The organism is Microbacterium sufflavum, assembly GCF_023101165.1.
GTDB classification, from domain to species: Bacteria; Actinomycetota; Actinomycetes; order Actinomycetales; family Microbacteriaceae; genus Microbacterium; species Microbacterium sufflavum.
On the sequence record NZ_CP078076.1, the window covers coordinates 1,965,783 to 1,991,119 of the forward strand.

Annotated in this window: 21 protein-coding genes; 18 read left to right on the plus strand and 3 right to left on the minus strand. The window is 70.4% G+C overall.

What is annotated here, in order from left to right; genetic code table 11:
* The first annotated feature begins 131 nt into the window (after positions 1-131).
* The 17 genes from KV394_RS09690 (at position 132) to KV394_RS09775 (ending at position 22,300) form a co-directional block, all read left to right on the plus strand.
* Positions 132-1,178: a response regulator gene (locus tag KV394_RS09690; protein WP_136036409.1), complete on the plus strand. Its 1,047-nt coding sequence runs from the start codon at positions 132-134 to the stop codon at positions 1,176-1,178.
* Entirely contained in the window at positions 1,179-2,168 is a 990-nt protein-coding gene (locus tag KV394_RS09695) for an ATP-grasp domain-containing protein (RefSeq protein ID WP_136036408.1), read from the plus strand.
* On the plus strand, positions 2,165-2,881 hold the full coding sequence (locus tag KV394_RS09700) for a PHP domain-containing protein (RefSeq protein WP_247981334.1): 717 nt from the start codon (positions 2,165-2,167) through the stop codon (positions 2,879-2,881). The genes KV394_RS09695 and KV394_RS09700 overlap by 4 nt, the downstream gene beginning before the upstream one ends.
* The gene (locus KV394_RS09705) at positions 2,881-4,368 is read left to right on the plus strand and encodes a glycosyltransferase family 2 protein (RefSeq protein WP_136036406.1); all 1,488 of its coding nucleotides are present in this window, start codon (positions 2,881-2,883) and stop codon (positions 4,366-4,368) included. Before KV394_RS09700 ends, KV394_RS09705 begins: the two co-directional genes overlap by 1 nt.
* Positions 4,365-4,508 carry a hypothetical protein gene (locus KV394_RS09710; RefSeq protein WP_247981335.1) on the plus strand — a complete coding sequence of 48 codons (144 nt, stop codon included), beginning with the start codon at positions 4,365-4,367 and terminating at the stop codon, positions 4,506-4,508. The genes KV394_RS09705 and KV394_RS09710 overlap by 4 nt, the downstream gene beginning before the upstream one ends.
* A complete protein-coding gene (locus KV394_RS09715; RefSeq protein WP_136033572.1) occupies positions 4,505-4,852 on the plus strand; it encodes a response regulator in 348 nt (115 codons plus the stop codon). The genes KV394_RS09710 and KV394_RS09715 overlap by 4 nt, the downstream gene beginning before the upstream one ends.
* Positions 4,849-6,663: a sensor histidine kinase gene (locus tag KV394_RS09720; RefSeq protein WP_136046025.1), complete on the plus strand. Its 1,815-nt coding sequence runs from the start codon at positions 4,849-4,851 to the stop codon at positions 6,661-6,663. The genes KV394_RS09715 and KV394_RS09720 overlap by 4 nt, the downstream gene beginning before the upstream one ends.
* A 76-nt stretch (positions 6,664-6,739) precedes the next feature.
* Positions 6,740-8,428, plus strand: coding sequence for an ABC-F family ATP-binding cassette domain-containing protein (locus KV394_RS09725; protein WP_206251653.1), 1,689 nt, complete (start codon positions 6,740-6,742; stop codon positions 8,426-8,428).
* A gap of 49 nt (positions 8,429-8,477) precedes the next feature.
* Positions 8,478-9,593 (plus strand): GuaB3 family IMP dehydrogenase-related protein, encoded by a 1,116-nt coding sequence (locus tag KV394_RS09730; RefSeq protein ID WP_136033579.1) that lies wholly within the window; start codon positions 8,478-8,480, stop codon positions 9,591-9,593.
* A 59-nt stretch (positions 9,594-9,652) separates the two neighbouring features.
* Positions 9,653-10,411, plus strand: a complete 759-nt coding sequence (locus KV394_RS09735) for an SURF1 family protein (protein WP_136036415.1) — start codon at positions 9,653-9,655, stop codon at positions 10,409-10,411.
* A 240-nt stretch (positions 10,412-10,651) separates the two neighbouring features.
* Positions 10,652-15,283: an ExeM/NucH family extracellular endonuclease gene (locus tag KV394_RS09740; RefSeq protein WP_247981336.1), complete on the plus strand. Its 4,632-nt coding sequence runs from the start codon at positions 10,652-10,654 to the stop codon at positions 15,281-15,283.
* Positions 15,284-15,831: 548 nt separating this feature from the next.
* Complete coding sequence (locus tag KV394_RS17435) at positions 15,832-16,821, plus strand: ATP-binding protein (protein WP_407665435.1); 990 nt, start codon at positions 15,832-15,834, stop codon at positions 16,819-16,821.
* Between the two features lie 102 nt (positions 16,822-16,923).
* Positions 16,924-17,436 (plus strand): DUF3817 domain-containing protein, encoded by a 513-nt coding sequence (locus tag KV394_RS09755; protein WP_136033563.1) that lies wholly within the window; start codon positions 16,924-16,926, stop codon positions 17,434-17,436.
* Positions 17,433-19,019: a glutamine-hydrolyzing GMP synthase gene (guaA, locus tag KV394_RS09760; protein ID WP_136033560.1), complete on the plus strand. Its 1,587-nt coding sequence runs from the start codon at positions 17,433-17,435 to the stop codon at positions 19,017-19,019. Before KV394_RS09755 ends, guaA begins: the two co-directional genes overlap by 4 nt.
* A gap of 48 nt (positions 19,020-19,067) precedes the next feature.
* Complete coding sequence (locus tag KV394_RS09765; RefSeq protein ID WP_247981337.1) at positions 19,068-20,456, plus strand: glycosyltransferase; 1,389 nt, start codon at positions 19,068-19,070, stop codon at positions 20,454-20,456.
* Between the two features lie 118 nt (positions 20,457-20,574).
* A complete protein-coding gene (locus KV394_RS09770; RefSeq protein ID WP_136046019.1) occupies positions 20,575-21,003 on the plus strand; it encodes a YciI family protein in 429 nt (142 codons plus the stop codon).
* Positions 21,004-21,013: 10 nt separating this feature from the next.
* Positions 21,014-22,300 (plus strand): RNA polymerase sigma factor, encoded by a 1,287-nt coding sequence (locus tag KV394_RS09775; RefSeq protein WP_247981338.1) that lies wholly within the window; start codon positions 21,014-21,016, stop codon positions 22,298-22,300.
* Positions 22,301-22,434: 134 nt separating this feature from the next.
* Here the strand turns inward: KV394_RS09775 and KV394_RS09780 are convergent, their stop codons facing one another.
* Entirely contained in the window at positions 22,435-22,707 is a 273-nt protein-coding gene (locus KV394_RS09780) for a GlsB/YeaQ/YmgE family stress response membrane protein (RefSeq protein WP_136033553.1), read from the minus strand.
* Positions 22,708-22,866: 159 nt separating this feature from the next.
* Positions 22,867-23,793 carry a Bax inhibitor-1/YccA family protein gene (locus KV394_RS09785; protein WP_136033551.1) on the minus strand — a complete coding sequence of 309 codons (927 nt, stop codon included), beginning with the start codon at positions 23,791-23,793 and terminating at the stop codon, positions 22,867-22,869.
* Positions 23,794-23,883: 90 nt separating this feature from the next.
* Here KV394_RS09785 and KV394_RS09790 point away from each other — a divergent pair, with 90 nt between their 5' ends.
* On the plus strand, positions 23,884-24,870 hold the full coding sequence (locus KV394_RS09790; RefSeq protein ID WP_247981339.1) for a glycerophosphodiester phosphodiesterase family protein: 987 nt from the start codon (positions 23,884-23,886) through the stop codon (positions 24,868-24,870).
* A gap of 10 nt (positions 24,871-24,880) precedes the next feature.
* Here KV394_RS09790 and KV394_RS09795 read toward each other — a convergent pair whose 3' ends face one another.
* Positions 24,881-25,279, minus strand: a complete 399-nt coding sequence (locus KV394_RS09795; RefSeq protein WP_136033547.1) for a YccF domain-containing protein — start codon at positions 25,277-25,279, stop codon at positions 24,881-24,883.
* Positions 25,280-25,337 lie beyond the last annotated feature (58 nt).

The following is a 25,337-nucleotide window of genomic DNA, read 5'->3' on the forward strand; positions in this document are numbered from 1 at the left end:
CGGCCGGGTCTGCCCGCCTGTGCCAGAATCGACGTACCCCGCTCGACTTTCCCCGCGGATCCGGTGATGAAGGCACCGGGATCGCGACGCCGGCCCCCACCGGCAGGGAAGCTCCCCAAGGAGAGCCGTACATGTCTGAGGACGCCCCCCGCATTCTCGTCGTCGACGACGACCACGATGTCGCCCTGCTGGTGAAGACCGTGCTGGAGCGCCGTGCCGGCTGCATCGTCGACCTCGCGGAAGACGGGCGCTCCGCGATCGACCGTGTCGCCGCAGTGCGGCCCGACGTGGTGGTCACCGACATCGAGATGCCGGGTCTCAGCGGCCTCGAGCTGCTCGCCGAGCTGCGCCGCACGATCCCCACCGTGCCGGTGATCGTGATGACCGCGCACGTCTCGGTCGAATACGCCGTGTCCGCCTTGCGCGCGCAGGCCGACGAGTTCCTCACCAAGCCGCTCGACAACGCCCGGCTCGTGGAAGCCGTGACCCGCCTGGTGGAGGAGGGCCGACGGCGACGCGAGGAGGCGAGGACGACCGAGGTGGTGCTCGCGATCGGCGCCCACCCCGACGACGTCGAGATCGGGGTCGGCGGCATCCTCGCGGCCCACGCCGCCGCCGGCGACGCGATCACGATCCTCACCCTGTCCCGCGGAGCCAGGGGCGGAGACGCCGACAGCCGCCAGAACGAGTCGCTCGCCGCGGCCGAGCGGATCGGCGCCCGCCTGTTCCTGAAAGACCTCGTCGACACGGAGATCTCCGGCGGCGGCTCCACCGTGCGACTGATCGAAGAGGTCGTGCGCGAGATCCAGCCGACCATCGTCTACACGCACTCCCCGCACGATCGGCACCAGGACCATCGCGCCGTGAGCGAGGCCACGATCGTCGCGACCCGTCGTGTCGGCACCGTCGCGTGCTACCAGAGCCCCTCCTCGACGATCGACTACCGGCCGACGCGCTTCGTGCGCATCGACCGCTTCCTCGACGAGAAGCTGCGCCTGCTGGAGTGCTTCCAGTCGCAGGCCGCCGCGAGCCGTGACTACCTCGCCCCCGAGTTCGTCACCGCGACCGCGCGGTACTGGTCGCGATTCGGCGGGGGCGACGCGGTGGAGCCGCTGGAAGTGGTGCGCGAGACGGCGGAGTTCGTCGGCGCACACGAACTCACACGACGGGAGAGCTGAATGACGCAGCGCGTGCTGGTGACCGGGGCGGGCGGACCGGCCGGGGTGGCGGTGATCCGCTCCCTGCTCCGTCGCTCCGACCTGACGGTGTTCGCCGCCGACATGGACGGCTGGGCGAGCGGGATCTACCTGGTGCCGCCGGAGCAGCGTCGCCTGGTGCCGCCGGGACGCGACGACGACTTCGTGCCCGCGATCGCACGACTCGTAGCCCAGGACGACCTCGACCTCGTGATCTCCACCGTCGACGTGGAGCTCATCGCGCTCGCGGACCGCCGAGACGAGCTGGCTCCCGCGGTGCTGGCCGCGCCGTCGTCGGACACGCTGCACACGGCCCTCGACAAGCTCGCCCTCGCGGAGCGCTGCGCGCCGACCGGACGCACCCCGCGCACCGTGCTCGCCGGTCCCGACGCCGCCGCGGTCGACTGGGAGTTCCCGGTGTTCGCCAAGCCGCGCCAGGGAGCGGGCAGCCGGGGCATCCGCCTCGTGCCCGACCGCGCCGCGCTCGACGCCCTGCCGACCGACGAGGGCCTCATCGTGCAGGACTTCCTGCCCGGCGAGGAGTACTCGGTCGACGTGATCTCCGACGCCTCCGGTGCGGTCGTCGCCGCGGTGCCGCGCACCAGGGCGAGGGTCGACTCGGGCGTCGCGATCGCCGGACGCACCCTGCGCGACCCCGAGCTGGAGGAGACCGCGTCCGCGATCGCCCGGGCGATCGGCCTGGTGGGCGTCGCCAACGTGCAGCTGCGCCGCGACCGCGACGGCCGTGCCGTGCTGCTCGAGGTCAACCCGCGCTTCCCCGGCGCGCTCCCGCTGACGATCGCCGCCGGCGTGGACATCCCGTCGCTGGTCGCCGACCTGTTCCTGGGCCGCGAGCTGCCCGTGCAGGTGCCGTTCCGCGAGGTCGCGTCGGTGCGGTTCCTGGAAGACGTGATCGTCGAGGTCGACGACGTGCTCGTCTCGGAGCACGCCGGTCATCAGGAGGACGTATGAGTCACGGGGTGCTCCGGGGGGACCATCACGTGCACTCCACCTTCTCCGACGACGCGGTCTCCACACTCGAGGAGAACGTGGCGGCCGCGGTCGCCGCGGGGCTCGACACCGTGCGCCTGGTGGATCACGTGCGCCAGAGCACGACCTGGGTGACGGAGTACCTCGCCGCCGTCCGCGCCCTGCGAATGCCGGACGGGCTCACGGTGCTGACGGGCGTGGAGGCCAAGATCCTCGACGCGTCCGGAGCGCTCGACATCCCCGCGCTCCCCGCCGGCATCGACCGCATCCTGATCGCCGACCACCAGTTCCCGGGCGAGGACGGGCCGCTCGGCCCCACCGCCGTCCGCGAACGCATCGCCGCGGGCTGGGCGGCCGACGACGTGCTCGACCAGTTCGTGGGGGCCGTCGTGGCGACCATGTACCGCCACCCCGGCAACCAGCTCGCGCACTGCTTCTCGATCCTGCCCAAGATCGGCCTGTCCGAGGAGCAGCTGGGCGCCGAACGGCTGCGCGAGTGGGCACGTGCCGCCGCGGCCACCGGCACGCTCGTCGAGGTGAACGAGAAGTGGGCGTGCCCCGGGCCCGACGCACTGGCCGCCCTGCGTGACGCGGGCGCCGAGGTCGTGGCGTCGACCGACAGTCACGTGGCCACCGACGTCGGCCGCTACTCCCGCATCCTTCCGCTGCTCGACGGCGTGGAGGTGACCGGCTGATGCCCGACCTCGCCTGGTACGAGACCGTGATCGTGGTCGTCCTGCTGCTGTGCGTGCTCGTGGGCACGCTGCCCGTCATCAACACGGGCCTGCAGTTCCTGGCGCTCCCGCTGCACGCGTTCCGGAACCACTACCCGAAGGCCGCCCCGTACCACCCGAACGTCGCGGTGGTGATCCCGGCGTGGAACGAGGGCATGGTGATCGGCCCCGCGATCGAGAGGCTGCTGCAGCTGGAGTACCCGGCGGAGCGGCTGCGCGTGTTCGTGGTCGACGACGCCTCCACCGACGACACCCCCGAGATCGTGGCGCAGAAGGCCGCGGCATACCCCGGACGGGTCGTGCATCTGCGGCGCGAGCAGGGCGGCCAGGGCAAGGCGCACACGCTCAACCACGGGCTCGACGTGGTGCTCGCGGACGACTGGACCGAGGCCGTGCTCATCATGGACGCCGACGTGATCTTCGCGCGCGACTCGCTGCGCAAGCTCACGCGTCACCTCGCCGACGAGAAGGTCGGCGCGGTCACGGCGTACATCGCGGAGGGCAGCCGCGACCGGAACTACCTGACGCGCTTCATCGCGATCGAGTACGTGATCGGACAGCTCTCGGCCCGCCGCGTGCAGAACGTCGGCGGCGCCATCGCGTGCCTCGCGGGCGGCGCCCAGCTGCACTCCCGCGCGAACCTGGAGGCCATCGGCGGTCGCATCCCGACCGGGACCCTCGCCGAGGACACGATGACCACGTTCGAGAGCCAGCTCCACGGACGCCGGATGGTGTTCGAGCCGCACGCCGTGGTGCTCGCGGAGGAGCCGCGCACGATCGACAGCCTGTGGAAGCAGCGGCTGCGGTGGGCTCGCGGCAACGTGCAGCTGACGTCCATCTACAAGAAGCTGTGGTTCCGCCCGAGCCGCGATCACAACCTCGGCAGCGTCGGCTTCGGCCTGGCCTGGTTCACGATCCTGCTGCTGCCGGCGTTCATGCTGCTCGCCGCCGCCGGCCTGATCGCGCTCCTGCTGCTGCACAGCGACATCGCCGAGTTCGTGTTCCGCTTCATGTGGATCGCCGCCGCATGCATCTACATCTTCTCGATGCTGTACTCCGTGCAGCTCGACCCGCGGATCGGCCGGCAGTCGTGGCGCGAGGCGATCATGTTCCCCGGCCTCGGCGCGCTGATCCTGATGTTCATCGCGCTGTTCCCGTGGACGCTCGACGGTCTGCTGAACCTCTTCGGCGAAGAGGCGACGGATCAGGCGCGATTCGGGTGGCTGCTGTTCTTCTACCTGTGGGGCCCCGTTTCGATGCTCGGCATCTGGCTGGCGCGCGCCGTCGAGCCCCTGCCCGGAGGGCGCTTCTTCGCCGGGCTGCTCCTCTACGTGTGCGGCTATGGCTCCCTGCTGTGCGCGATCACGGTGGACTCGTACCTCAAGGAGTGGCGCCGCGCCGACGCCTCGTGGATCAAGACCGAGAAGGTCGGACGGGTGGACTCATGACGGACGCACCTTCGCATGACGCCGAGGTCGAGGAGATCGCCGAGGACGCCCGGCGCGAGAAGCGGCTCATCCCGCAGGCCCTGATCTCCCTCGGCATCGTGATCGTGATCGTGGTCGTGCGAGAGCTGCTCCTCCGATGACCGGGAGGCCGCTGGCGCTCGTGGTCGAGGACGCGGCCGATCAGGCGACGCTCCTGGGGCGGTATCTCGACCGGGAGGGCTTCGACGTCTTCATTGCGCCCGATGCCGAGTCCGCGATCGCCGCCTTCCCCGACATCCATCCGGTTGTCGCCGTGCTCGATCTGCTGCTCCCCGGCATCTCCGGTCACGCCTGCTCGCGTCTCATCCACGAGCGCTTCCCCGACTGCTACCTCGTGGTCAGCTCCGTGCTCGATGTCGCGGACTACCCGCCGGCCGACGCGGCGCTGCCGAAACCCGTCACGGGGGCCGACCTGCACCGCGTGGTCGAGGGGGTGCCGCGATGAGGGCCACGCCGCTCGAGCGCGCCGAGAGCCGCTGGTACCGGGTGTTCGACAACCCGAGTCCGATCGTCAAGCAGGCGCCCACGCTGGTCGCGACGGTGATCGCGGGCAGCATGACGTGGGCCATCCCCGGCCTGCCGTTCACGCACCTCGGCGCGGCGCTGATCGGCATCGGCATCGTGCTGCTGGCCACGCTGCAGGCCGGGGTGCTCAGCGCCCTGCACGTGCGCGAGGGCTGGATCGTGCTGGCGGTCCCCATGCTCGACATCGTGGGGCTCGGCCTCTTCCGTGCGGGGACGGGCGGGGCGGCGTCGCTGTTCAGCTCGCTCGTGCTGCTGCCGATCATCTGGATCGCGGCCGCCCCCGGCATCCGGTGGGTGTTCGTGGTCGGCGCGCTGTCGTCGCTCGCCCTGCTCATGCCGTACATCACCGACCCGCCGTCGAACGCCGTCGTGTGGCTGCGGGGTGTGGTGGGGCCGCTCGTGTTCGCGGCCGTCGCCGCCGTGGTGAACGAGCTGTCGCGGCAGCAGCGGATGCGGGTGGAGCAGGCGGAGGACCTGGTCACCGAACGCACGAGGGCGCTGTCGGAGAACGTGGCGATGATCGTGCAGCTGCGGCAGAAGGAGCACGAGTACCGCGTGCTGCTGGACTCCTTCGAGAGCCTGTGGTCCTCGATCACCGCGCAGGCCGTGATCGCCACCGACCGCGCGGGGCGCATCACGGCGTGGAACCCCGGTGCCGTGCGGCTGCTCGGACTCACGGCCGACGAGGCGCTCGACGACGTTCGCATCGACCGGTTCTTCTCCCGAACGGTGCTGTCGATGCTCGCGGAGGACACGGCAGCGCGACGGGAGGCGTCGGGAGAGGCGTCCGTCGCGGGGGCGAGTGCGGGGCCGGCGCCCGAGGGCATCCGGGCGCTGTTCGCGCAGGCCGACGAGGGGGTCACGGTCGACGGCGACGTGGAGGTCACCACGGCGGGCGGCACGACCGTTCCCGCGCGGGTGACGGTGAGTCCGCACAAGGACGGCTCCGGTGCCCAGCAGGGCTACCTGTTCGTGCTGACCGATGAGACGCGGGCGGTGGAGGTGGCCCGCATGAAGGACGAGTTCGTGGGCATGATCTCGCACGAGCTGCGCACGCCGCTCAGCGCGATCATCGGCTTCCTCGACCTGCTGCAGAACGATCCGGGCCAGCCGCTGACCGAGGATCAGCAGGAGTTCGTCGGGATCATCGAGCGCAACGCGAAGCGCCTGCTCAACCTGGTGGGCGACCTGCTGTTCACCGCCCAGGTGGAGTCGGGGCGTTTCCCGTTGGAGCGCGTGGAGGCCGATGTCGCGGAGCTCGTGCGGTCGGCGGTCGCATCCGCGGGTCCGCACGCGCAGCGGGAGGACATCGAGCTGGTGGCGGACGCGGGCGACGAGCCGATCCGGCTGCTCGTGGATCCGGGGCGGATCGGGCAGGCCGTCGACAATCTCCTGTCGAACGCGATCAAGTTCACGCCGAGCGGCGGCCGGGTCACGGCGGCCGTGCGGCGCGTGGACGGCGGCGTGCAGATCTCGGTCGCGGACACCGGCGTCGGCATCCCGGAGGACGAGCAGGGCATGCTCTTCACGCGGTTCTTCCGGGCCTCGACGGCCACGCGGAATGCCGTGCCCGGCGTGGGGCTCGGCCTCACGATCACCCGCGCGATCGTGCTGGCGCACGGCGGTTCGATGGACGTGACGAGTCAGGAGGGCGTGGGGACCGAGTTCCGCTTCGTCCTGCCGGCGGCGCCCAAGACCGAGGTGCTGCAGACCCTGAGCCGCGCGGACTGACCCGGACCTCCTCGGCCGCAGCATCCTGATAGTCTGGTCGGCTCGCTGTGCGCGGGCGGAAGGACGGCCACGCACTGTGGGGTACATCGACGCATCAGGCATCTCACTGACGCTTCCCGACGGAAGACCGCTGCTCGACGAGGTCTCGTTCCGGGTCGGCGCCGGCTCGACGAGCGCGCTCATCGGGCCGAACGGCGCGGGCAAGACCACGCTCCTGCGGATCATCCGCGGCGACCAGGCGGCCGACGACGGCGTCGTCACCATCGACGGCGGACTCGGCGTGATGGATCAGTTCGTCGGGCACGGCGAGCCGGGGCAGACCGTGCATGAGCTCCTCGTGCGCGTCGCCCCCGCCCGCATCCGCGCCGCCGCCGAAGCCCTCGACGCGGCGGAGAACGCCCTGATCGACCGTGATGAGCACGACACGCAGATGGCGTACGCCGCAGCCATCGCGGAGTACGCCGACGCCGGCGGCTACGAGCACGAGACCGTATGGGACCAGTGCACGATGGCGGCGCTCGGCGTGCCGTTCGAGCGGGCGCGGTACCGCGAGCTCACGTCGCTGTCCGGCGGCGAGCAGAAGCGCCTGGCGCTCGAAGCCCTGCTGCGCGGACCCGACGCGGTGCTCCTGCTCGACGAGCCGGACAACTACCTCGACGTCCCGACCAAGCGGTGGCTGGAGGAACAGCTGCGGCAGACCGCGAAGACCGTGCTGCTCGTGTCGCACGACCGCGAGCTGCTCGCCCGCGCGGCCGACCGGCTCATCACGCTCGAACCAGGGGCGGCCGGTTCGACGGCGTGGGTGCACGGCGGCGGCTTCGCGACCTACCCGCAGGCGCGCATCGACCGCATGGAGCGGCTCGACGAGCTGCGCCGTCGGTGGGACGAGCAGCACGAGAAGCTGCGCGTGCTGGTCGCGAACCTCAAGGTGAAGGCCTCGGCGAACGACGGCTTCGCCTCCCGCTACCAGGCGGCGCAGACGCGACTGCGCAAGTTCGAGGAGGCGGGGCCGCCCGAGGAGCGTCCGCCCGCGCAGGAGTTCGACATGCGCCTGCGGGGCTCGCGCACGGGCAAGCGCGCCGTGGTGGCCGAGCGGCTCGAGCTCACCGGGCTCATGCGTCCCTTCGACGCGGAGGTGTGGTTCGGCGACCGCGTGGCCGTGCTGGGCTCGAACGGCTCGGGCAAGTCGCACTTCCTGCGACTGCTCGCGCGCGGCGGCAGCGACCCCGACCCGACCCTGGGTCACGTCTCCTCCGCCGCGGAAGACCTGAGTCCCGTCGCGCACACCGGTCGCGCGGTGCTGGGGGCGCGCGTGGTGCCGGGGCTGTTCGCGCAGACCCACACGCACCCGGAGTTCGTCGGACGCACGCTGCTGGAGATCCTGCACCGCGGCGACGACCGCCGGGCGGGGATGCCCCGGGACGCCGCGAGCTCGGCGCTCGACCGTTACGGGCTCGTGCGGCAGGCGCTGCAGACGTTCGAGTCGCTGTCCGGTGGGCAGCAGGCGCGGTTCCAGGTGCTGCTGCTGGAGTTGTCCGGCGCGACCCTGCTGCTGCTCGACGAGCCGACCGACAACCTCGACCTGGAGTCGGCGGAGGCGTTGGAGCAGGCGCTGGCGCGGTTCGAGGGGACGGTGCTCGCGGTCACGCACGACCGCTGGTTCGCGCGGTCGTTCGACCGGTTCCTCGTGTTCGGCTCCGACGGCGAGGTGTACGAGTCGGACGAGCCGGTGTGGGACGAGCGCCGCGTGGCACGGGCCCGGTGACCGCGGGCACGCGCCCCCTCGGGGTGCCCGGTAGGCTGGACGGGTGACCATGGAGATCGAGCTCGGCCGAGGAAAGCGCGCCCGTCGCGCGTACACGTTCGACGACATCGCGGTGGTGCCCTCGCGGCGCACGCGCAACCCGGAGGACGTGTCGACCGCCTGGACGATCGACGCCTTCGGCTTCGAGATCCCGGTGCTCGGCGCGCCGATGGACTCCGTCGTGAGCCCGCGCACGGCCATCATGCTCGGCCAGCTGGGCGGCCTGGGCGTGCTCGACCTCGAGGGTCTGTGGACCCGGTACGAGGACCCGGAGCCGCTGCTCGCGGAGATCGCGGGTCTCGCCGACGACCGGGCGACCGTGCGCATGCAGGAGCTGTACGCCGAGCCGATCAAGCCCGAGCTCATCACGCGGCGCCTGGCCGAGATCCGCGAGGCCGGTGTCACCGTCGCCGGTTCCCTCACGCCGCAGCGCACCCAGGAGTTCTACGACACCGTGGCCGCGGCGGGTGTCGACCTGTTCGTCATCCGCGGCACCACCGTCTCGGCGGAGCACGTGTCGAGCGTGGCCGAGCCGCTCAACCTCAAGAAGTTCATCTACGACCTGGACGTCCCGGTCATCGTGGGCGGCGCGGCCACCTACACCGCGGCGCTGCACCTGATGCGCACGGGCGCGGCCGGCGTGCTGGTCGGCTTCGGCGGGGGAGCGGCGTCCACCACGCGCGCCACCCTCGGCATCCACGCCCCGATGGCCACCGCTGTCTCCGACGTCGCCGCTGCGCGCCGCGACTACCTCGACGAGTCGGGCGGGCGCTACGTGCACGTGATCGCCGACGGCGGCGTCGGCACCTCGGGCGACATCGTGAAGGCTCTCGCGATGGGCGCCGACGCGGTCATGCTCGGCGTGGCCCTCGCCCGCGCGACCGACGCGCCGGGGCAGGGTTTCCACTGGGGCCCCGAGGCGCACCACCCCAAGCTCCCGCGCGGCCGCCGGGTCGAGGTGGGCGGCATCGGCACGCTCGAGGAGATCCTGTACGGCCCTGCGCCCGTGGCCGACGGCACCGCGAACCTCATCGGCGCGCTGCGCAAGTCGATGGCGACCACCGGATACTCCGACCTCAAGGAGTTCCAGCGGGTCGAGGTCGTGCTCGCCCCGTACGAGGCCTGAGCCGCCGCCGCTGCACCGTGACCGCCCCCGCCCCGTTCCCGCCGACCCTCCGTGAGGTCATGCTGCGCGGACGCTGGATCGGCATGCTGCTGCTGTGCCTCGTGGTCGCCGGGGTGTTCGCGTGGCTCGGGCAGTGGCAGCTGGAGCGCGCGATCGAGACCGACCCGCCGCCGCCCGGCGTGACCGAGCAGGTGCGGCCGCTGTCCGACGTGGTCGAGCCGGGGCAGTACCTCGCCGAACCCCTCGTGGGGCAGCGGGTCGAGACGAGCGGGACGTGGATCCCGGACGACTTCCTGGTGGTGTCGAGCCGCTTCAACGACGGCGTCGAGGGGTTCTGGGTCACCGGACAGCTGCGGGTGGACGAGCGTGTGTCGATCGCCGTGGCGATCGGCTGGGCTCCCGACCGCGCGGCCGCCGATGCCGCGGTGGAGCGCCTGGCCGCGGAGGCCGACGGTCGCCCGGTCGAGGTCGCGGGGCGCATCATCTCGGACGAGGGGCCGTCGGTGCCGCCGCGCAGCGACCCGGAGCGTCTCGACCGCATGTCGCCCGCCGCGCTGCTCAGCCGCTGGCACGACACGGAGCAGCTCGACGTGTACCGCCCGTACCTCGCCTCGACCACCGCGACGGCGGGCCTCGAGGACATCTCCTCGCCGGCACCCGATGAGCAGTCGCCGGTGAACTGGCTCAACGTGTTCTACGCGGTGGAGTGGGCGATCTTCGCGGGCTTCGCGTTCTACCTCTGGTACCGCCTGGCGAAGGACGCGTGGGAGCGCGAGGTCGAGGAGTTCGAGGACGCGGCGGCGGCCGAGAGCGTCTGAACGGCGTGCGCATCCGCGCGACCTCCGGTGCGCTTCTGCGCGCGGCCGTGCCCCGATGTGAACCTTCGTCAGGGGTGCGCGCGGCCCTTCGGTGAGCAGTCGGTGACCATCGTGAAAACTCCGTTGAGGATGTCCGACCCGCTTCGTATGCTCGCTCCATGTGCGCACGCTGGGAGTTCCCGATGCGTGCGGTGACAGCGTCCTGAGCAGGGTCGATACACGATCGAGGAGACAGCACCGATGATGTCCGCTTCAGAGCACGGGGAGTCCATGACCCCCGTCTCGCACCGCAGAACCAGGGGGCGCATCGGCGCTCTCGCCGTGACCTGCGTCGCCACCCTGGGCCTCGGCTCGCTGGTCGCGACGCCCGCCGTCGCCGATCCGACCGGGACCGGGGTGGTGATCAATGAGGCGTATCTCTCCGGAGGCAGTGCCGGTGCGGCGTACACGAACAAGTTCGTGGAGCTGTACAACCCCACGTCCGAGGCGGTGTCGCTCGACGGCATGTCCCTGCAGTACCGCTCGGCGACCGGCTCGGCGGCGTTCACCGGGATCGCGCCGCTCACCGGCAGCATCCCCGCCGGCGGCTACTTCCTGGTGCAGGGCAACAGCAACGGCACGAACGGCGCCGCGCTGCCCACGCCCGACGCGGTCACCGGCCTCACCCCGAGCGGCACGAACGGCACCATCGCCCTGGTCGAGGGCACCACGGCGATCACGCTCGCCCCCGGGTCCACGGCGGGAGCCGACGGCGTCGTCGACCTGCTCGGCTACGGCACCTCCAACACGTTCGAGACGAAGGCGGCCACGGCGCCGTCGGGCAACACCGATGTGCGGTCGCTGAACCGCACGAACGGCGCGGACACCGACGACAACAGCGTCGACTTCTCGCTGTCCGCCACCATCACCCCGCAGAACTCCGGTGGCACCGACCCCGGCACCGACCCGGGCACCGACCCCGGCACGGAGCCGCAGAAGGCGACCATCGCCGAGGTGCAGGGCACCACCGACGTCTCGCCGCTGAACGGCACGCGCGTGCAGGTCGAGGGCGTCGTCACCGCCGACTACCGCACGGGCGGCTACAAGGGCATCGTCATCCAGACCCAGGGCTCGGGCGGCGCGACCGACGCGACCCCCGGCGCCTCCGACGGCGTCTTCGTCTTCCTGAACGCGCTGGCCCCCACGCTCGCGATCGGCGACCTGGTCTCGGTCACCGGCACCGTGAGCGAGTACTACGGCCAGACGCAGGTGAACCCGGCCGCCGCGGCGGACGTGACGGTGGTCACGCCGGGCGTCGGCGTGCCCGCGGTCACTCCGCTGCCCGCCACGGTGCAGGGCGCCGACCGGGAGCAGTACGAGAACATGCTCGTCGCGCCCGAGGGCACCTACCGCCTGGCGTCGAGCCACCAGCTGTACAACTACGGCACGCTGTGGCTGAACGCAGGAGATGCCCTGGCCGTGAAGAGCACCGAGACCACGCGTCCCGGTGCCGACGCCGCCGCGATCGCCGCGGCCAACCGCGCCAACCGCATCCTGCTCGACGACGGCTGGTCGATCCAGGTGACCAACAGCGGCCACCCGGGTCAGCAGCCCTACTTCACGAAGGACCAGGTCGTCCGCAACGGCGACACGGTCGACTTCGGTGACAACGGCTACGTGCTGCAGTGGGGCTTCGATGACTGGCGTCTGCAGCCGGTCGTGCCGATCGACGACTCCTCGCCCGCCGAGCTGAAGGTCGGCTTCGCGGCGACGAACCCGCGTCCGACGGAGGCGCCCGAGGTGGGCGGCGACGTGCAGGTGGCGTCGTTCAACGTCTACAACTACTTCACGACGCTGAAGAGCGAGAACTCCAACGCGCGGGGCGCCGCGAACGCCGCGCAGTTCGCGATCCAGAAGTCCAAGATCGTCGCGGCGATCAACGGCCTCGACGCCGAGATCGTCTCGCTCATGGAGATCGAGAACTCGGTCAAGCTCGGCAAGCCGGTCGACACGGCGCTGAAGGATCTGGTCGCCGGCCTGAACGCCGACGCCGGCAGCGACGTGTGGGGCTACGTGCCCACGCCCGAGGCGCTGAACGATGCGGCGACGACCGACTACATCACCAACGCGATCATCTACAAGAAGGACGCCGTGAAGCGGGTCGGTGACAGTCTCACGACGACCGACGAGTCGGTGTGGGGCAACGCGCGCGAGCCGATCGCACAGGCGTTCGACATCGACGGCCGCGTGGTCACCGTGGTCGCGAACCACCTGAAGTCGAAGTCGCCGCCCGAGGGTGCGGGGGCGGAGCCGGCCGACGGCCAGGGCTTCTTCAACGCCGACCGCGTGGCGCAGGCGAACGCGATCCTCGCCTTCACGGCGGAGCTGGAAGAGACGACCGGCAGCAGCGACATGCTCCTGATCGGCGACTTCAACGCCTACGGCAAGGAAGACCCGATCGACGTCTTCGCCTCGCAGGGGTGGAGCGACCTGGTCGCCGACAAGACCGACGGGCAGTACACGTACACGTTCGACGGCGAGCTCGGCTCGCTCGACCACGTGATCGCGTCGCCGTCGCTCGTCTCGTCGATCACCGGCGCGGGCGTCTGGGGCATCAACTCGCCGGAGTGGAGCGACCGCGGCTACGCGTTCGGCGCCACCGAGGAGGGCACCCCGTACCGCTCCAGCGACCACGACCCGATCATCGTCGGCGTCTCCGCGGAGATCCCGCCGGTGAGCATCGACGTGGTCACGGTGAACGACTTCCACGGCCGCATCGAGGCCGACGGGGCCGCGGCCGGTGCCGCGGTGCTCGCCGGTGCGGTGCAGCAGTTCCGTGACGCGAACCCGAACCTGATCTTCGCGGGAGCCGGCGACCTGATCGGCGCGTCGACGTTCACCTCCTTCATCAACGACGACAACCCCACGATCGACGCGCTCAACGCGGCGGGCCTCGATGTGAGCGCCGCGGGCAACCACGAGTTCGACCAGGGCTGGGAGGACCTGCGCGATCGCGTGCAGGACCGTGCGGACTGGGAGTACATCTCGTCGAACGTGTTCGTCACCGAGACCGGTGAGCCCGCGCTCGCCCCGGCCTGGGTGAAGGAGGTCGACGGCGTGCGCGTCGGGTTCGTCGGCGCCGTCACGGAAGACCTCGACTCGCTGGTGTCCCCGGAGGGCATCGCCGATCTCGAGGTGCGCAGCATCGTCGACTCCGTCAACGCGGTGGCCGACGACCTGCGCGACGGTGACGCGTCCAACGGCGAGGCGGATGTCGTGATCCTGCTCGTGCACGAGGGGGCCGAGAGCACCGCGCTGTCGGCCATCACGGAGGACTCCCCGCTGGGTGAGATCGTCTACGGGGTGGACGACGACGTGGACGCGATCGTGTCGGCGCACACGCACCTCGCGTACAACCACGTGATCGACGGTCGCCCCGTGGTCTCCGCCGGGCAGTACGGCGAGAACCTCGGGCTGATGAACCTGCAGGTCGACCCGACCACGAAGGAGCTGCTCTCGATCACCAACGAGATCAAGCCGCTCACGGCCGCCGGCAAGCCGCTGTACCCGGCGGTGCCGGAGGTGCAGGCGATCGTCGACGCCGCCAAGGCCGAGGCCGACGTGCTGGGCGCCGTGAAGGTGGGCGACATCACTGCCGACTTCAACCGGGCGCGGCAGACGAACGGCTCGGAGAACCGCGGCGGCGAGTCCACGATCGGCAACTTCGTGGCCGACGTGCAGCAGTGGTCCACGGGCGCCGACCTGGCGCTCATGAACCCGGGAGGCATCCGCGCGAACCTCACGTACGCGTCGTCGTCCGCGAGCGATCCGAACGGCAACGTCACCTACCGCGAGGCGGCCACGGTCCAGCCCTTCGCCAACACGCTGGTCACCCTGACCCTCACCGGCACGCAGCTCAAGGGCGTGCTCGAGGAGCAGTGGCAGCCGGCGGGGTCGGCACGTCCGTTCCTCAAGCTCGGCGTCTCGAAGGGTCTCGTCTACACGTACGACCCGACCGCGGCGCAGGGCTCGCGCATCACGTCGATCACGCTGAACGGCGCCCCGGTCGACCCGGACGCGCAGTACACGGTGGCGGCGAACTCGTTCCTCGCGGCGGGTGGCGACAACTTCGCCACCTTCAAGGAGGGCGCGGGCAAGCGCGACACCGGCAAGATCGACCTGCAGTCGATGGTGGACTGGTTCGACGCGAACAAGACCGCGACGCCCGATCTCGCCCAGCGCGCGGTCGGCGTGACCCTCAGCCCGGCCGATGCCGACGGGTACAGCGCCGGCGACCAGGTGACGGTGTCGCTCTCGTCGCTCGCGTTCAGCGGGGGAGAGGCCGCACCGGGCGAGGTGACGCTGTCGCTCGGCGACACGGCGCTCGCCTCGGGCACGGTCGACCCGGCCGTGGTCGACACCACGGACGAGGGCGGCCGTGCGGCGCTCACGTTCGCGGTGCCGTCCGGGGTGTTCGGCGACCAGGTGCTGACGGTGAACGTCCCCGCGACGGGCACGACGGTGCAGGTGCCCCTCACGATCGCCGGCCAGGAGGAGTTCGCCGGCACGATCGAGCTCGGCTCCTCCAAGGTGGCCGCGGGCAAGAAGCTCACGGTCACGGGCGAGGGGTATGTGCCGGGCGAGACGGTGACGATCGCGCTGCAGCCCAAGAAGGGCGCGGCGGTGCAGGTCGGCACGGTGCAGGTCGGTGCGGACGGGACGTTCACCACGCAGGTGACCGTGCCGAAGAGCGCACAGCCGGGCAAGTACACGGTCTCGGCGGCTCAGGCCGACGGTGACGCGGCGACCGCGACCGTCACGGTGAACCGTGCGGGCGGCATCGTCGGCGCGATCATCGACTGGCTGTGGGACCTCATCTCCGGCTGGTTCTGAGCCAGGAGCGGATGACACGGGCGGATTCTTCGTCTGCGCACGCAAAGGGCCGTGGCGATCGCCACGGCCCTTTGCGTGTTGAGTTTCCGGCGATGAGGTGATTCTCGCGAGCGAACCTCTTCTAAGTGCTTTCGTTTCGCTGAGGCGTGGCCGGGAGCGGAGCAGATTGGTCAACGACCCGTTGACCAACTGTCGCGGGGTCAGGTGACCGACCTCATGACCACGCTCGACGATCAGGACCTCCGCGACTGGTATGCCGGAAAATCTGCCTTTCACGGTTAGAGCCGAGCGGGAGGCCGCGGCGCCGAGCAACTTCGCCGCAGCCCTCGACCGCGCGGATTCGGATCAGGCGCAGGCAGATCGGATGGGTCGGGCCGATCATCGGGACACACGACAGCGCAAGGTCGGGTTGCTGAAGACAAGGTGGTTGGAACTGAGGAATCGTGGCCTGTGAGCAGATTTCGGAGGCGCCTAGTGGCGGCTTGGCACGATATGCGGAAGCGCGAAGCAACCGGGGTAGGGGCGGAAGATCCTCTAGGATTCAGGGCATGGAGAACGAGGTCGATCATCATGCGGATGATGCTGAGAAGAGCCTGGCGTTCTCCGTTGACACGCATCTTCTCCGGGAGCTCGGTTCTTTGCTGGTTGGTCGTGACAGCACTGCCGTCGTGGAGTTGGTGAAGAACGCATACGATGCGGATGCCACGCGGGTTGTGCTGCATGGGGAGGCTCTGACACAGCACGGGACGATCATCGTGTCCGATGACGGTCATGGTATGACCCTGGCGGACTTCACCGACAAGTTCCTGCGGATCGCTGGTCGCAGCAAGGAGGGGGGCCAACGGCGCAGCCCGATGTTGCGGCGGCGCTACACCGGCGCGAAGGGCATCGGGCGGCTTTCAGCGCACAAGCTCGGTGAGGCGATGGCTCTGGAATCGATGCCTGCTCTCGATGTGTACGACAGAGGAGAGGCGGAGACAGGATTCACGGCACGGATTAATTGGCGCGCGATCGAAGAGAGTACCGCCAGCATCGAGCAGACCCGTGAGATCTCTGTACAACCACACGAGCGCCAAGCAGGGGCGGGCGATCAGCACGGGACGACGTTGACGATCCATTCGCTGTTCAGCCCGTGGCAAGGTGCCCAGCTGACGTCCTTCCTCGCCGAGGTGAGATCTACGAGGCCCGACCCGGTGACTATCGACGAGCCACCTGTCACTGTCTTCCCGGGGGAGAGCCTCCTCGGACGGCTGACGGTCGCGGACTCCTCAGCTGAGGATCCGGGCTTTCGCATCGAGTTGTCTGGTGATTTCGCGGGCACGGAGTCCCAGTGGCCGAACTTGTTGGCCTTGAACGGGACGCTCCTGATGGGGCCAGCCCATTGTCGGGATCCTCCTTGTCGCGGGCACCGACGACACAGTCGTCCGATACGCGCTGGCGTCGACGAGCCAGCCGGTGGCGGTCAGCCGATACGAGCTGACGGAAGACGCGCAGAAGGCGCTCCCCGACGAGGAGGCGATCACACGTGCGTTCGCTGATGAACTCAGCCGTGAGGGGAGGACTCGTTAGCGCGTGAGCTGATCCCGACGATGCTTCGGCGGCCGGATTCGACACAGGGCGACCCCGACTAGACTGGACCCATGCCCGAACCGAAAGTCGCCAGCTTTCCGGCGATCCGCGGTGCGCTGAAGTTCTACCAGATCGCGTCGATCATCACGGGAGTCATGTTGCTCCTGCTGTTGACCGAGATGGTGCTCAAGTACACGCCGATCCACCTCGAGCTCTTCGCGGGAGGCTCCGGCGGACCGCTCTGGTTCGCGGGCGTGATCGCGGGCCCCGACTGCCAGTGGTGGTCGCTGTTCGCCCCGATGACGAACTCCTGCGAGATGACGTCGCTGGGCGACGGCTTCAACCTGTCGCTGTTCATCCTGGTGGCCCACGGCTGGTTCTACGTGGTCTACCTGTTCGCATGCTTCCGCATGTGGAGCCTGATGCGCTGGCCGTTCCCGCGGTTCATCCTGCTCGCCCTCGGCGGTGTCGTGCCGCTGCTGTCGTTCTTCATGGAGGCCATCGTCGCCCGTGAAGTGAAGTCCTATCTCGCCACCCGGGAGGCCGAGGAGGCCTCCGCGACCGCCCCGGAAGGTGTCCGTTGACCGAACAGTCCGAGACCCAGCAGCGCCCCGCGCTCGTCGTCGACTTCGGCGCGCAGTACGCGCAGCTGATCGCCCGTCGTGTGCGGGAGGCCGGCGTCTACAGCGAGATCGTGCCGCACACGGCCACGGCCGCGGAGATCGCCGCCAAGAACCCCGTGGCGATCATCCTGTCCGGCGGCCCGTCGTCGGTGTACGAGGAGGGGGCGCCGAAGCTCGACCCCGCCGTGTTCGACCTCGACGTGCCCACGCTGGGCATCTGCTACGGCTTCCAGTACATGGCGCAGACCCTCGGCGGCGAGGTCGCGAACACCGGGCTGCGCGAGTACGGCGCCACCGATGCCGTGATCTCCGGCGACGGCGGCGTCCTGCTGGGCGGGCAGCCCGCGGAGCAGAACGTGTGGATGAGTCACGGCGACCAGGTCGCGAAGGCGCCGGAGGGTTTCGAGGTCCTCGCCACGACCGAGGCGACCAAGGTCGCGGCGTTCGCGAACGAGGAGCGCCGCTTCTACGGCGTGCAGTGGCACCCCGAGGTCAAGCACTCCGACCACGGCCAGCGCGTGCTGGAGAACTTCCTCCACAAGGGCGCGGGCCTCGCGTCCGACTGGAACCCCGACAACGTGATCGCCGAGCAGGTCGAGCGCATCCGCGAGCAGGTCGGCGACGCCCGCGTCATCTCGGCGCTGTCCGGCGGTGTCGACTCCGCGGTCTCGACCGCCCTCGTCCACAAGGCCATCGGCGACCAGCTCACGGCGGTGTTCGTCGACCACGGGCTGCTCCGCAAGGGCGAGCGCGAGCAGGTCGAGAAGGACTACGTCGAGTCGACCGGCGTGCGGCTCATCACGGTCGACGCGGCCGAGACCTTCCTCGGACACCTGAAGGGTGTGACCGACCCGGAGGAGAAGCGCAAGATCATCGGCCGCGAGTTCATCCGCGCGTTCGAGAAGGTGCAGCTCGACCTGGTCGAGGAGGCCAAGGCCGACGGCGGCGCCCCGGTGAAGTTCCTCGTGCAGGGCACGCTCTACCCCGACGTGGTGGAGTCCGGCGGAGGCGCGGGCACCGCGAACATCAAGTCGCATCACAACGTGGGTGGTCTGCCCGACGACCTCGACTTCGAGCTGATCGAGCCGCTGCGGGCCCTGTTCAAAGACGAGGTGCGTGCGATCGGCCGTGAGCTGGGCATCCCCGAGGCGATCGTCGGACGGCAGCCGTTTCCGGGGCCCGGCCTCGGCATCCGGATCATCGGTGAGGTCACCGCTGACCGTCTCGAGATTCTGCGTGAGGCCGACGCCATCGCCCGCGAAGAGCTGACGAAGGCGGGTCTCGACCAGGAGATCTGGCAGTGCCCCGTGGTGCTGCTGGCCGACGTGCGCTCGGTGGGCGTGCAGGGCGACGGCCGCACGTACGGCCACCCGATCGTGCTGCGTCCGGTGTCGAGCGAAGACGCCATGACCGCCGACTGGACGCGCCTGCCGTACGACGTGCTGTCGAAGATCTCGAACCGCATCACGAACGGGGTGCGCGACGTGAACCGGGTCGTGCTCGATGTCACGTCGAAGCCCCCGGGGACGATCGAGTGGGAGTGACGGGGGCCGAGTGATCGGCTCCCGCGTCCGCCGAGGAGGTGCGAGACAATGACCGAGGAGTCCCCACCCGTGCTTCCGGACGCGGACTACCTGGTGCTGTCCAGCCGCCTCATCCCGGGGCTCGACGGCGGATACACGATCGCGACCCTCGCCCGCGCCCGGATGCTGGCCGCGGCGGGCGTCGGCGACGGCGCCGGACCGGAACTGCTGACGTTCGATCCGGGTACCGCCGCCGACCACGCGGAGCATCGACGGGTGTTCACGGAGCGCGGAGCGCTGTCCGACCCGGGGCGCATGCGCAACCTCTTCGATGAGGCCGTCGCACCGGAGGGCGGGGCGGCCGCGTGGCTGCGGGAGACCGCCGATGCCGCCGTCGTCGCCGACCCCGACGTCGAGTACCGGGTGCTGCGCGACGTCGAGGGCCGCCCGTTCGCCGCGCTCCCGGTGATCCCGGGCAACCCGGACTGGCACCTGACCGACGAGCCGGTGCTGGTGTACGACGCCGCGGGAGCAGTGGCCGGCGCCCTGCACGGCTTCCGCGGCCTGTACCGGGCGTGGCTCGACCACGTCGTGGCCGCCTCGGGCGACCGTCGCGTCGTCGTGATCTGCGAGTCGCGGCAGCTGGGCGAGCTCATCGCCGACTGGGACGACCCGCGCGTGCGCATCGTCCACACGATCCACACGATGCACGTGGAGGCGCCGTACACGCCGGACGCGACCATGAACACGCTGTGGACACGGTGGTTCCGCCTGGCCGACCGCTTCGACGCGGTGGTCTGGCCGACCGCGACGCAGCGTGACGACGTGGTCGCGCGTTTCGGGGCGTCCGCGAATCACGTCGTGGTGCCCAACCCGATCGCGCCGGTCACGGCCCGCGCCGACCTGCGCGAAGACGGTCTCGTGGTGGTGCTGGGACGTCTCGCGCCCGGCAAGCGCATCGACCACGCGATCCGTGCGTTCCTCGCCGCCGACGTCGCCGGCACGCGACTGGAGATCTGGGGCACGGGGCCGGAGCAGGAGCAGCTGGCGGCGCTGATCGCCCAGCTCGACGCGGGCGACCGCGTGATGCTCGCCGGGTATGCCGACGACCCGGCCACGGTGCTCGACCGGGCGTCGCTGCTGCTCACGTCGACCGCGTTCGAGGGGCAGCCGCTCGGGGTCGTGGAGGCGCTGCTGCACGGCACACCGGTCGTGTCCTACGACGTCCGCTACGGCATCCGCGATGTGCTGGGGGCGGGTGGCGGCGTGCTGGTGCCCGCGGGCGACGAGGTCGCACTGGCGACCGCGCTCCGCGATCTGCTGACCGACGCCGATCGTCTGGCCGTGCTGCGCGCCGAGGCGCCGTCGGTCGCGGCGGCCTGGAGCCCCGAGCGCTCCCTCGCCGCCCTCACGGGCGTGGTCGCCGAGGTCTCCGCCCGCCCCTCTCGACGCGCCTGATCCGCGGCGGCGCGGACGTCGGAGGAAAAGTTCTCCGTCGATGTCGATCCGGGCCGTTCCCGTTCGACGTCTTCAGTGAGAGGGTCGAGAGACGGCCCCATCCGACAAGGAGAACATCATGAAGTTCATGCTCATCATGCGCGCGACCGACGACGCGGTGGCGGCGTACCAGGAGATGCCCTTCGAGCAGGTCATCGAGGCCATGGGCCGATACAACGAGTCGATGATGAAGGCGGGCGTGCTGGTCGCCGGCGAGGGCCTGACGGACGCCGCGGAGGGCTTCGTGGTGGACTTCAGCGCCGACAAGCCGCTGATCACCGATGGCCCCTACGGGGAGACGAAGGAGCTGTTCAACGGCTTCTGGATCCTGGAGGTGTCGTCGCGCGAGGAGGCTGCGGAGTGGGCGAGCCGTGCGCCGCTCGGACCCGGGTCGTACCTCGAGGTGCGCCGCGTGACCGGCCCGGAGGACTTCCCCGCCGACAACGAGTGGATCGAGAAGGAGGCGGGCTGGCGCGAGGAGCAGGCCCGCCGCGCCGAGCAGCAGTGACCGCCGACCGATGGACGCGCACGACGTGACGGCGCGCTCCGCCCCCGCAGAGGGGTCGGCGGAGCGGGCCGTCGCCGCGGTGTGGCGCATCGAGTCCGCACGCATCGTGGGCACGCTCACCCGCATGGTCGGCGACTTCGGGCTCGCCGAGGATCTGGCGCAGGAGGCGCTGGTCGACGCACTGCGCCAGTGGCCGGTCGACGGGGTGCCGCGCAATGCGGCCGCGTGGCTCACCGCGGTCGCCAAGCGCAAGGCGGTGGACGCGTGGCGGCGTCGGGAGCGGCTGGACGACCGTCTGGCCCTGATCGCGCACGACCTGGAGCGCGAGCAGGCCGAGTTGCGGGATCCGTGGGACCCCGATGAGGTCGACGACGACGTGCTGCGGCTCATCTTCATCGCGTGCCACCCCGTGCTGTCGAGGGAGGCGCAGGTCGCGCTGACCCTCCGCGTGGTCGGCGGGTTGTCGAGCGAGGAGATCGCCCGGGCGTTCCTGGTGCCGACCGCGACCGTGCAGCAGCGCATCGTGCGGGCCAAGAAGACGCTCGCGGCGGCCCATGCGCCGTTCGAGGTGCCGCCGCGCGACGAGCATGCGCAGCGGCTCGGGGCGGTCCTGGGCGTGCTGTACCTGGTGTTCAACGAGGCGCACGCGGCGAGCAGCGGCCCGGAGTGGATGCGTCCGGAGCTGAGCGAGGAGGCGATCCGTCTCGTGCGCGTGCTGGCGGCGCTGATGCCGCGCGAGCCGGAGGTGCACGGTCTGCTCGCGCTGATGGAGCTCACCGCCGCCCGGTTCCCGGCCCGCCGCGACGCGAACGGCGAGCCGGTGCTGCTCGCGGATCAGGATCGTGGCCGCTGGGATCGCAGTCGCATCATCCGGGGTCGCGCCGCGCTGGCGACGGCGGACGGGCTGGGACGCGGTCGCGGGGTGTACGGCCTGCAGGCGGCGATCGCGGAGTGCCATGCCATCGCGGCCTCGGTCGACGACACCGACTGGGATCGGATCGTGCTGCTGTACGAGGCGCTCGGTCGCCTGGCCCCGTCCCCGGTCGTGGAGCTGAACCGCGCCGCGGCGGTGGCGATGGCCACGGGCCCCGCGTCGGCGCTGCGCATCGTCGACCAGCTCGCGGCGTCGGGCGCGCTGCGCGGCTATCACCTGCTCCCGGCGACGCGTGGCGAGCTGCTGCGGCGTCTCGGGCGGGAAGACGAGGCCCGCAGCGAGTTCGCGGTCGCCGCGGGCATCGCGGGCAACGACCGCGAGCGTGCGCTGCTGGAGCGCAAGGCCCGCGGGGCGGTGAGCTGAGCCCGCCGTAGGGCCGGGCCATCCCCGCGAGGACGGGTCCGGGGGGATACGAAAAGACCCGCCCCTCACGGATGCTGTCGCAGCCGTGAGGGACGGGCGTGATGACGCGGGGGCGCGTCGAGTGGGGTCGCGCGTCAGTCGTTGACCTTCTGGCCACGGCCGACGATGAGGCCGTAGATCAGCAGCACGATGATCGAGCCGCCGATGGCGAGGAGCCAGGTTCCGAGGTCCCAGAACTCCGTGAGAGGACGGTTGAGGATCAGGCTGCCGAGCCATCCTCCGAGCAGGGCGCCGACGACGCCGAGCAGCAGCGTGACGAACCACCCGCCTCCCTGCTTACCGGGCAGGATCAGCTTGGCGATGGCTCCGGCGATGAGGCCGAGGAGAAGAAAGCCGAGAAAGCTCATGGTCAGCTCCTTGATGTCGGGAGCCCCGGGGTGCCGGGGCTTCGTGATATCCACAGTGCCGCGATCGGCAGCCGCGTGCCAACCCCTTGCGCCGCACTCCCCGGATATGGCAAGAGGCCCGCCTCCCCGAGGGGAGACGGGCCTCTGTCGCGACGGGCGTCAGTTGTTGCCGCGGGCGATCGCGATGATCCGCAGGATCTCCACGTACAGCCAGACGACGGTGACCATGATGCCGAAGGCGCCGAGCCAGCCGTACTTGCGGGGAGCGCCGTTGCGCACACCCTGCTGGATCTGGTCGAAGTCGAGCACCAGCGAGTACGCGGCCATGATGACCACGAGCACGCCGATGATCAGACCGAGCGGGATACCCATGATCTTCGCGCTGTACAGACCGAAGGCTTGCTCAGCGGGCAGGACGTTCGTCCACATCAGCACGAGGTTCAGCAGCGAGAAGACCAGATAGCCGATCATGGCTACGAGGAAGATCTTGGTGGCCTTCTTGGAGGCACGGATCTTGCCGCTCGCGAACAGTGCCAGGGTGACGCCGACCACAGCGATCGTGGCGAGCGTCGCCTGCAACACGATGCCCGGCCAGCGGACCTCGAAGAACGCGGAGATGCCGCCGATGAACAGGCCCTCGAACGCCGCGTAGGCGAAGATCAGCGCGGGGCGGACCGTCTTGCGCGAGGTGAAGGTGATGACCATCGCGAGCACGAAGCCGCCGAGCGCACCGATGATCCACGGCAGCATGTTGACGGTGTTGCCGCCGTACGGGTCGAAGCGCGGGGCCGAGATGCCGCCGAGGGTCCACACCCAGCCGACCGCGGCGGTGACGAGGAGGATCGCGAACAGTCCGGCGGTCTTCCACACCGTGTCCTCGACCGACATGCGGTCGGTCTCGATGGCGCCGGCGGGCGGCGCCGCGTACATGCCCTCGAGCTGCGCGTTGGTGGCGGCGTCGACGGAGGCGTGCGTGAACGAGGCGTTCTGCGCACCCTGAGCAGCCTGCGGAGCGCCGGGATACGTCGCGACGTTGCGCGGGTCCTGCTGCTGGAACGCAGGATTGTTGAAAGCGAAGTTGCTCATTGGTGGGCCTCACTCCAAAGGGGGGTAGTAGGTCGCTTTCCTCCACGATACCCGGGCGGCGACACGCGCGGGGTGTTCTACGCTGTGAGCGTGCCCAGGAAAAACCCGCTCGTGATCGGGCATCGCGGAGCCCCCGGCTATCGCCCGGAGCACAGCCGCTCCTCCTATGAGCTCGCGCTGGCGATGGGCGTGGACGCTGTCGAGCCCGACGTGGTGGCCACGAAGGACGGGGTGCTGATCGTGCGCCACGAGAACGAGATCTCGGGCACGACCGACGTCGCGGAACACCCCGAGTTCGCCGATCGCCGGACGACCAAGCGCGTCGACGGCGCGACGCTGACCGGCTGGTTCACCGAGGACTTCACGTGGGACGAGCTCGCCACGCTGCGCACCCGCGAGCGGCTGCCCGAGGTGCGGGTGTCGAGCGCGAGCTTCGACGGGGGCCAGGCGATCCTGCGGCTGCGTGAGGTGCTCGACCTCGTGCGCGAGGGATCGGTGGAGCACGGCAGGGAGATCGGCGTAGTGTTGGAGGTGAAGCACGCCACCTACTTCGCGAGTGTCGGTCTCGACCTGGCGCCGCTCATCGCCGCGGAGCTGCGCGAGGCCGGATGGCCGGACGGCGCGCTGCCGCTGGTGATCGAGAGCTTCGAGTCGACCGTGCTGCGGCAGCTGCGCGCCCTCGGGGTGCCGGCGTCGTACGTGTATCTGATCGAGGCGAAGGGGCGTCCGTACGACCTGGCCGTCGCGCAGGGGAAGCGGGCGCGCACGTACCGCGAGACGGTCACGCCCGCGGGGCTCGACGCGCTGGTGGGTGAGGTGGACGGCATCAGCGTCGACAAGAAGATGCTGCTGGCCGAGGGGAACACGATCGTCGCGGATGCCCACGCCCGCGGCCTTTCGGTGTTCACGTGGACCTGCCGCCCCGAGAACGCGTTCCTCGCCCCGCGGTTCCGCGGCGACGGCGGGCGCGGGGCGTTCGGCGACTACGAGGCCGAGTGGGACGTGATCGCGCGGCAGGGCGTGGACGGCGTGTTCGTCGACCACCCCGACCTGGGTGTCGCGTTCTTCCGGGGCTGACGTCCGCGGGTCAGAGCGTGCGGTCGAAGGCGCCGCGGCGGGTGGAGACGATCTCCTTGCCGAGGGGCATGAGCGAGACCGGGATCATCTTGAAGTCGGCGATGCCCATCGGGATGCCGATGATGGTGACGCACAGGGCGAGGCCGGAGACGATGTGTCCGATCGCGAGCCACCAGCCCGCGAGGATGACCCAGAGCACGTTGCCGAGGAACGAGCCGACGCCGGCGGTCGGCTTGCTGACGACCTCGCGGCCGAAGGGCCAGATGGCGTAGCGGGCGATGCGGAACGAGGCGATCGCCCAGGGGATGGTGACGATCGGGATGCACAGCAGCACTCCGGCGAGCAGATAGCCGAGGAAGAGGGCCCAGCCGGCGAGGATGACCCAGATGATGTTGAGGATCGTGCGCATTCTGCGATTGTGTCATCCGGTCGCGGGCGCGGCTGGGGATCCGCCCGGAGGTCCCGGG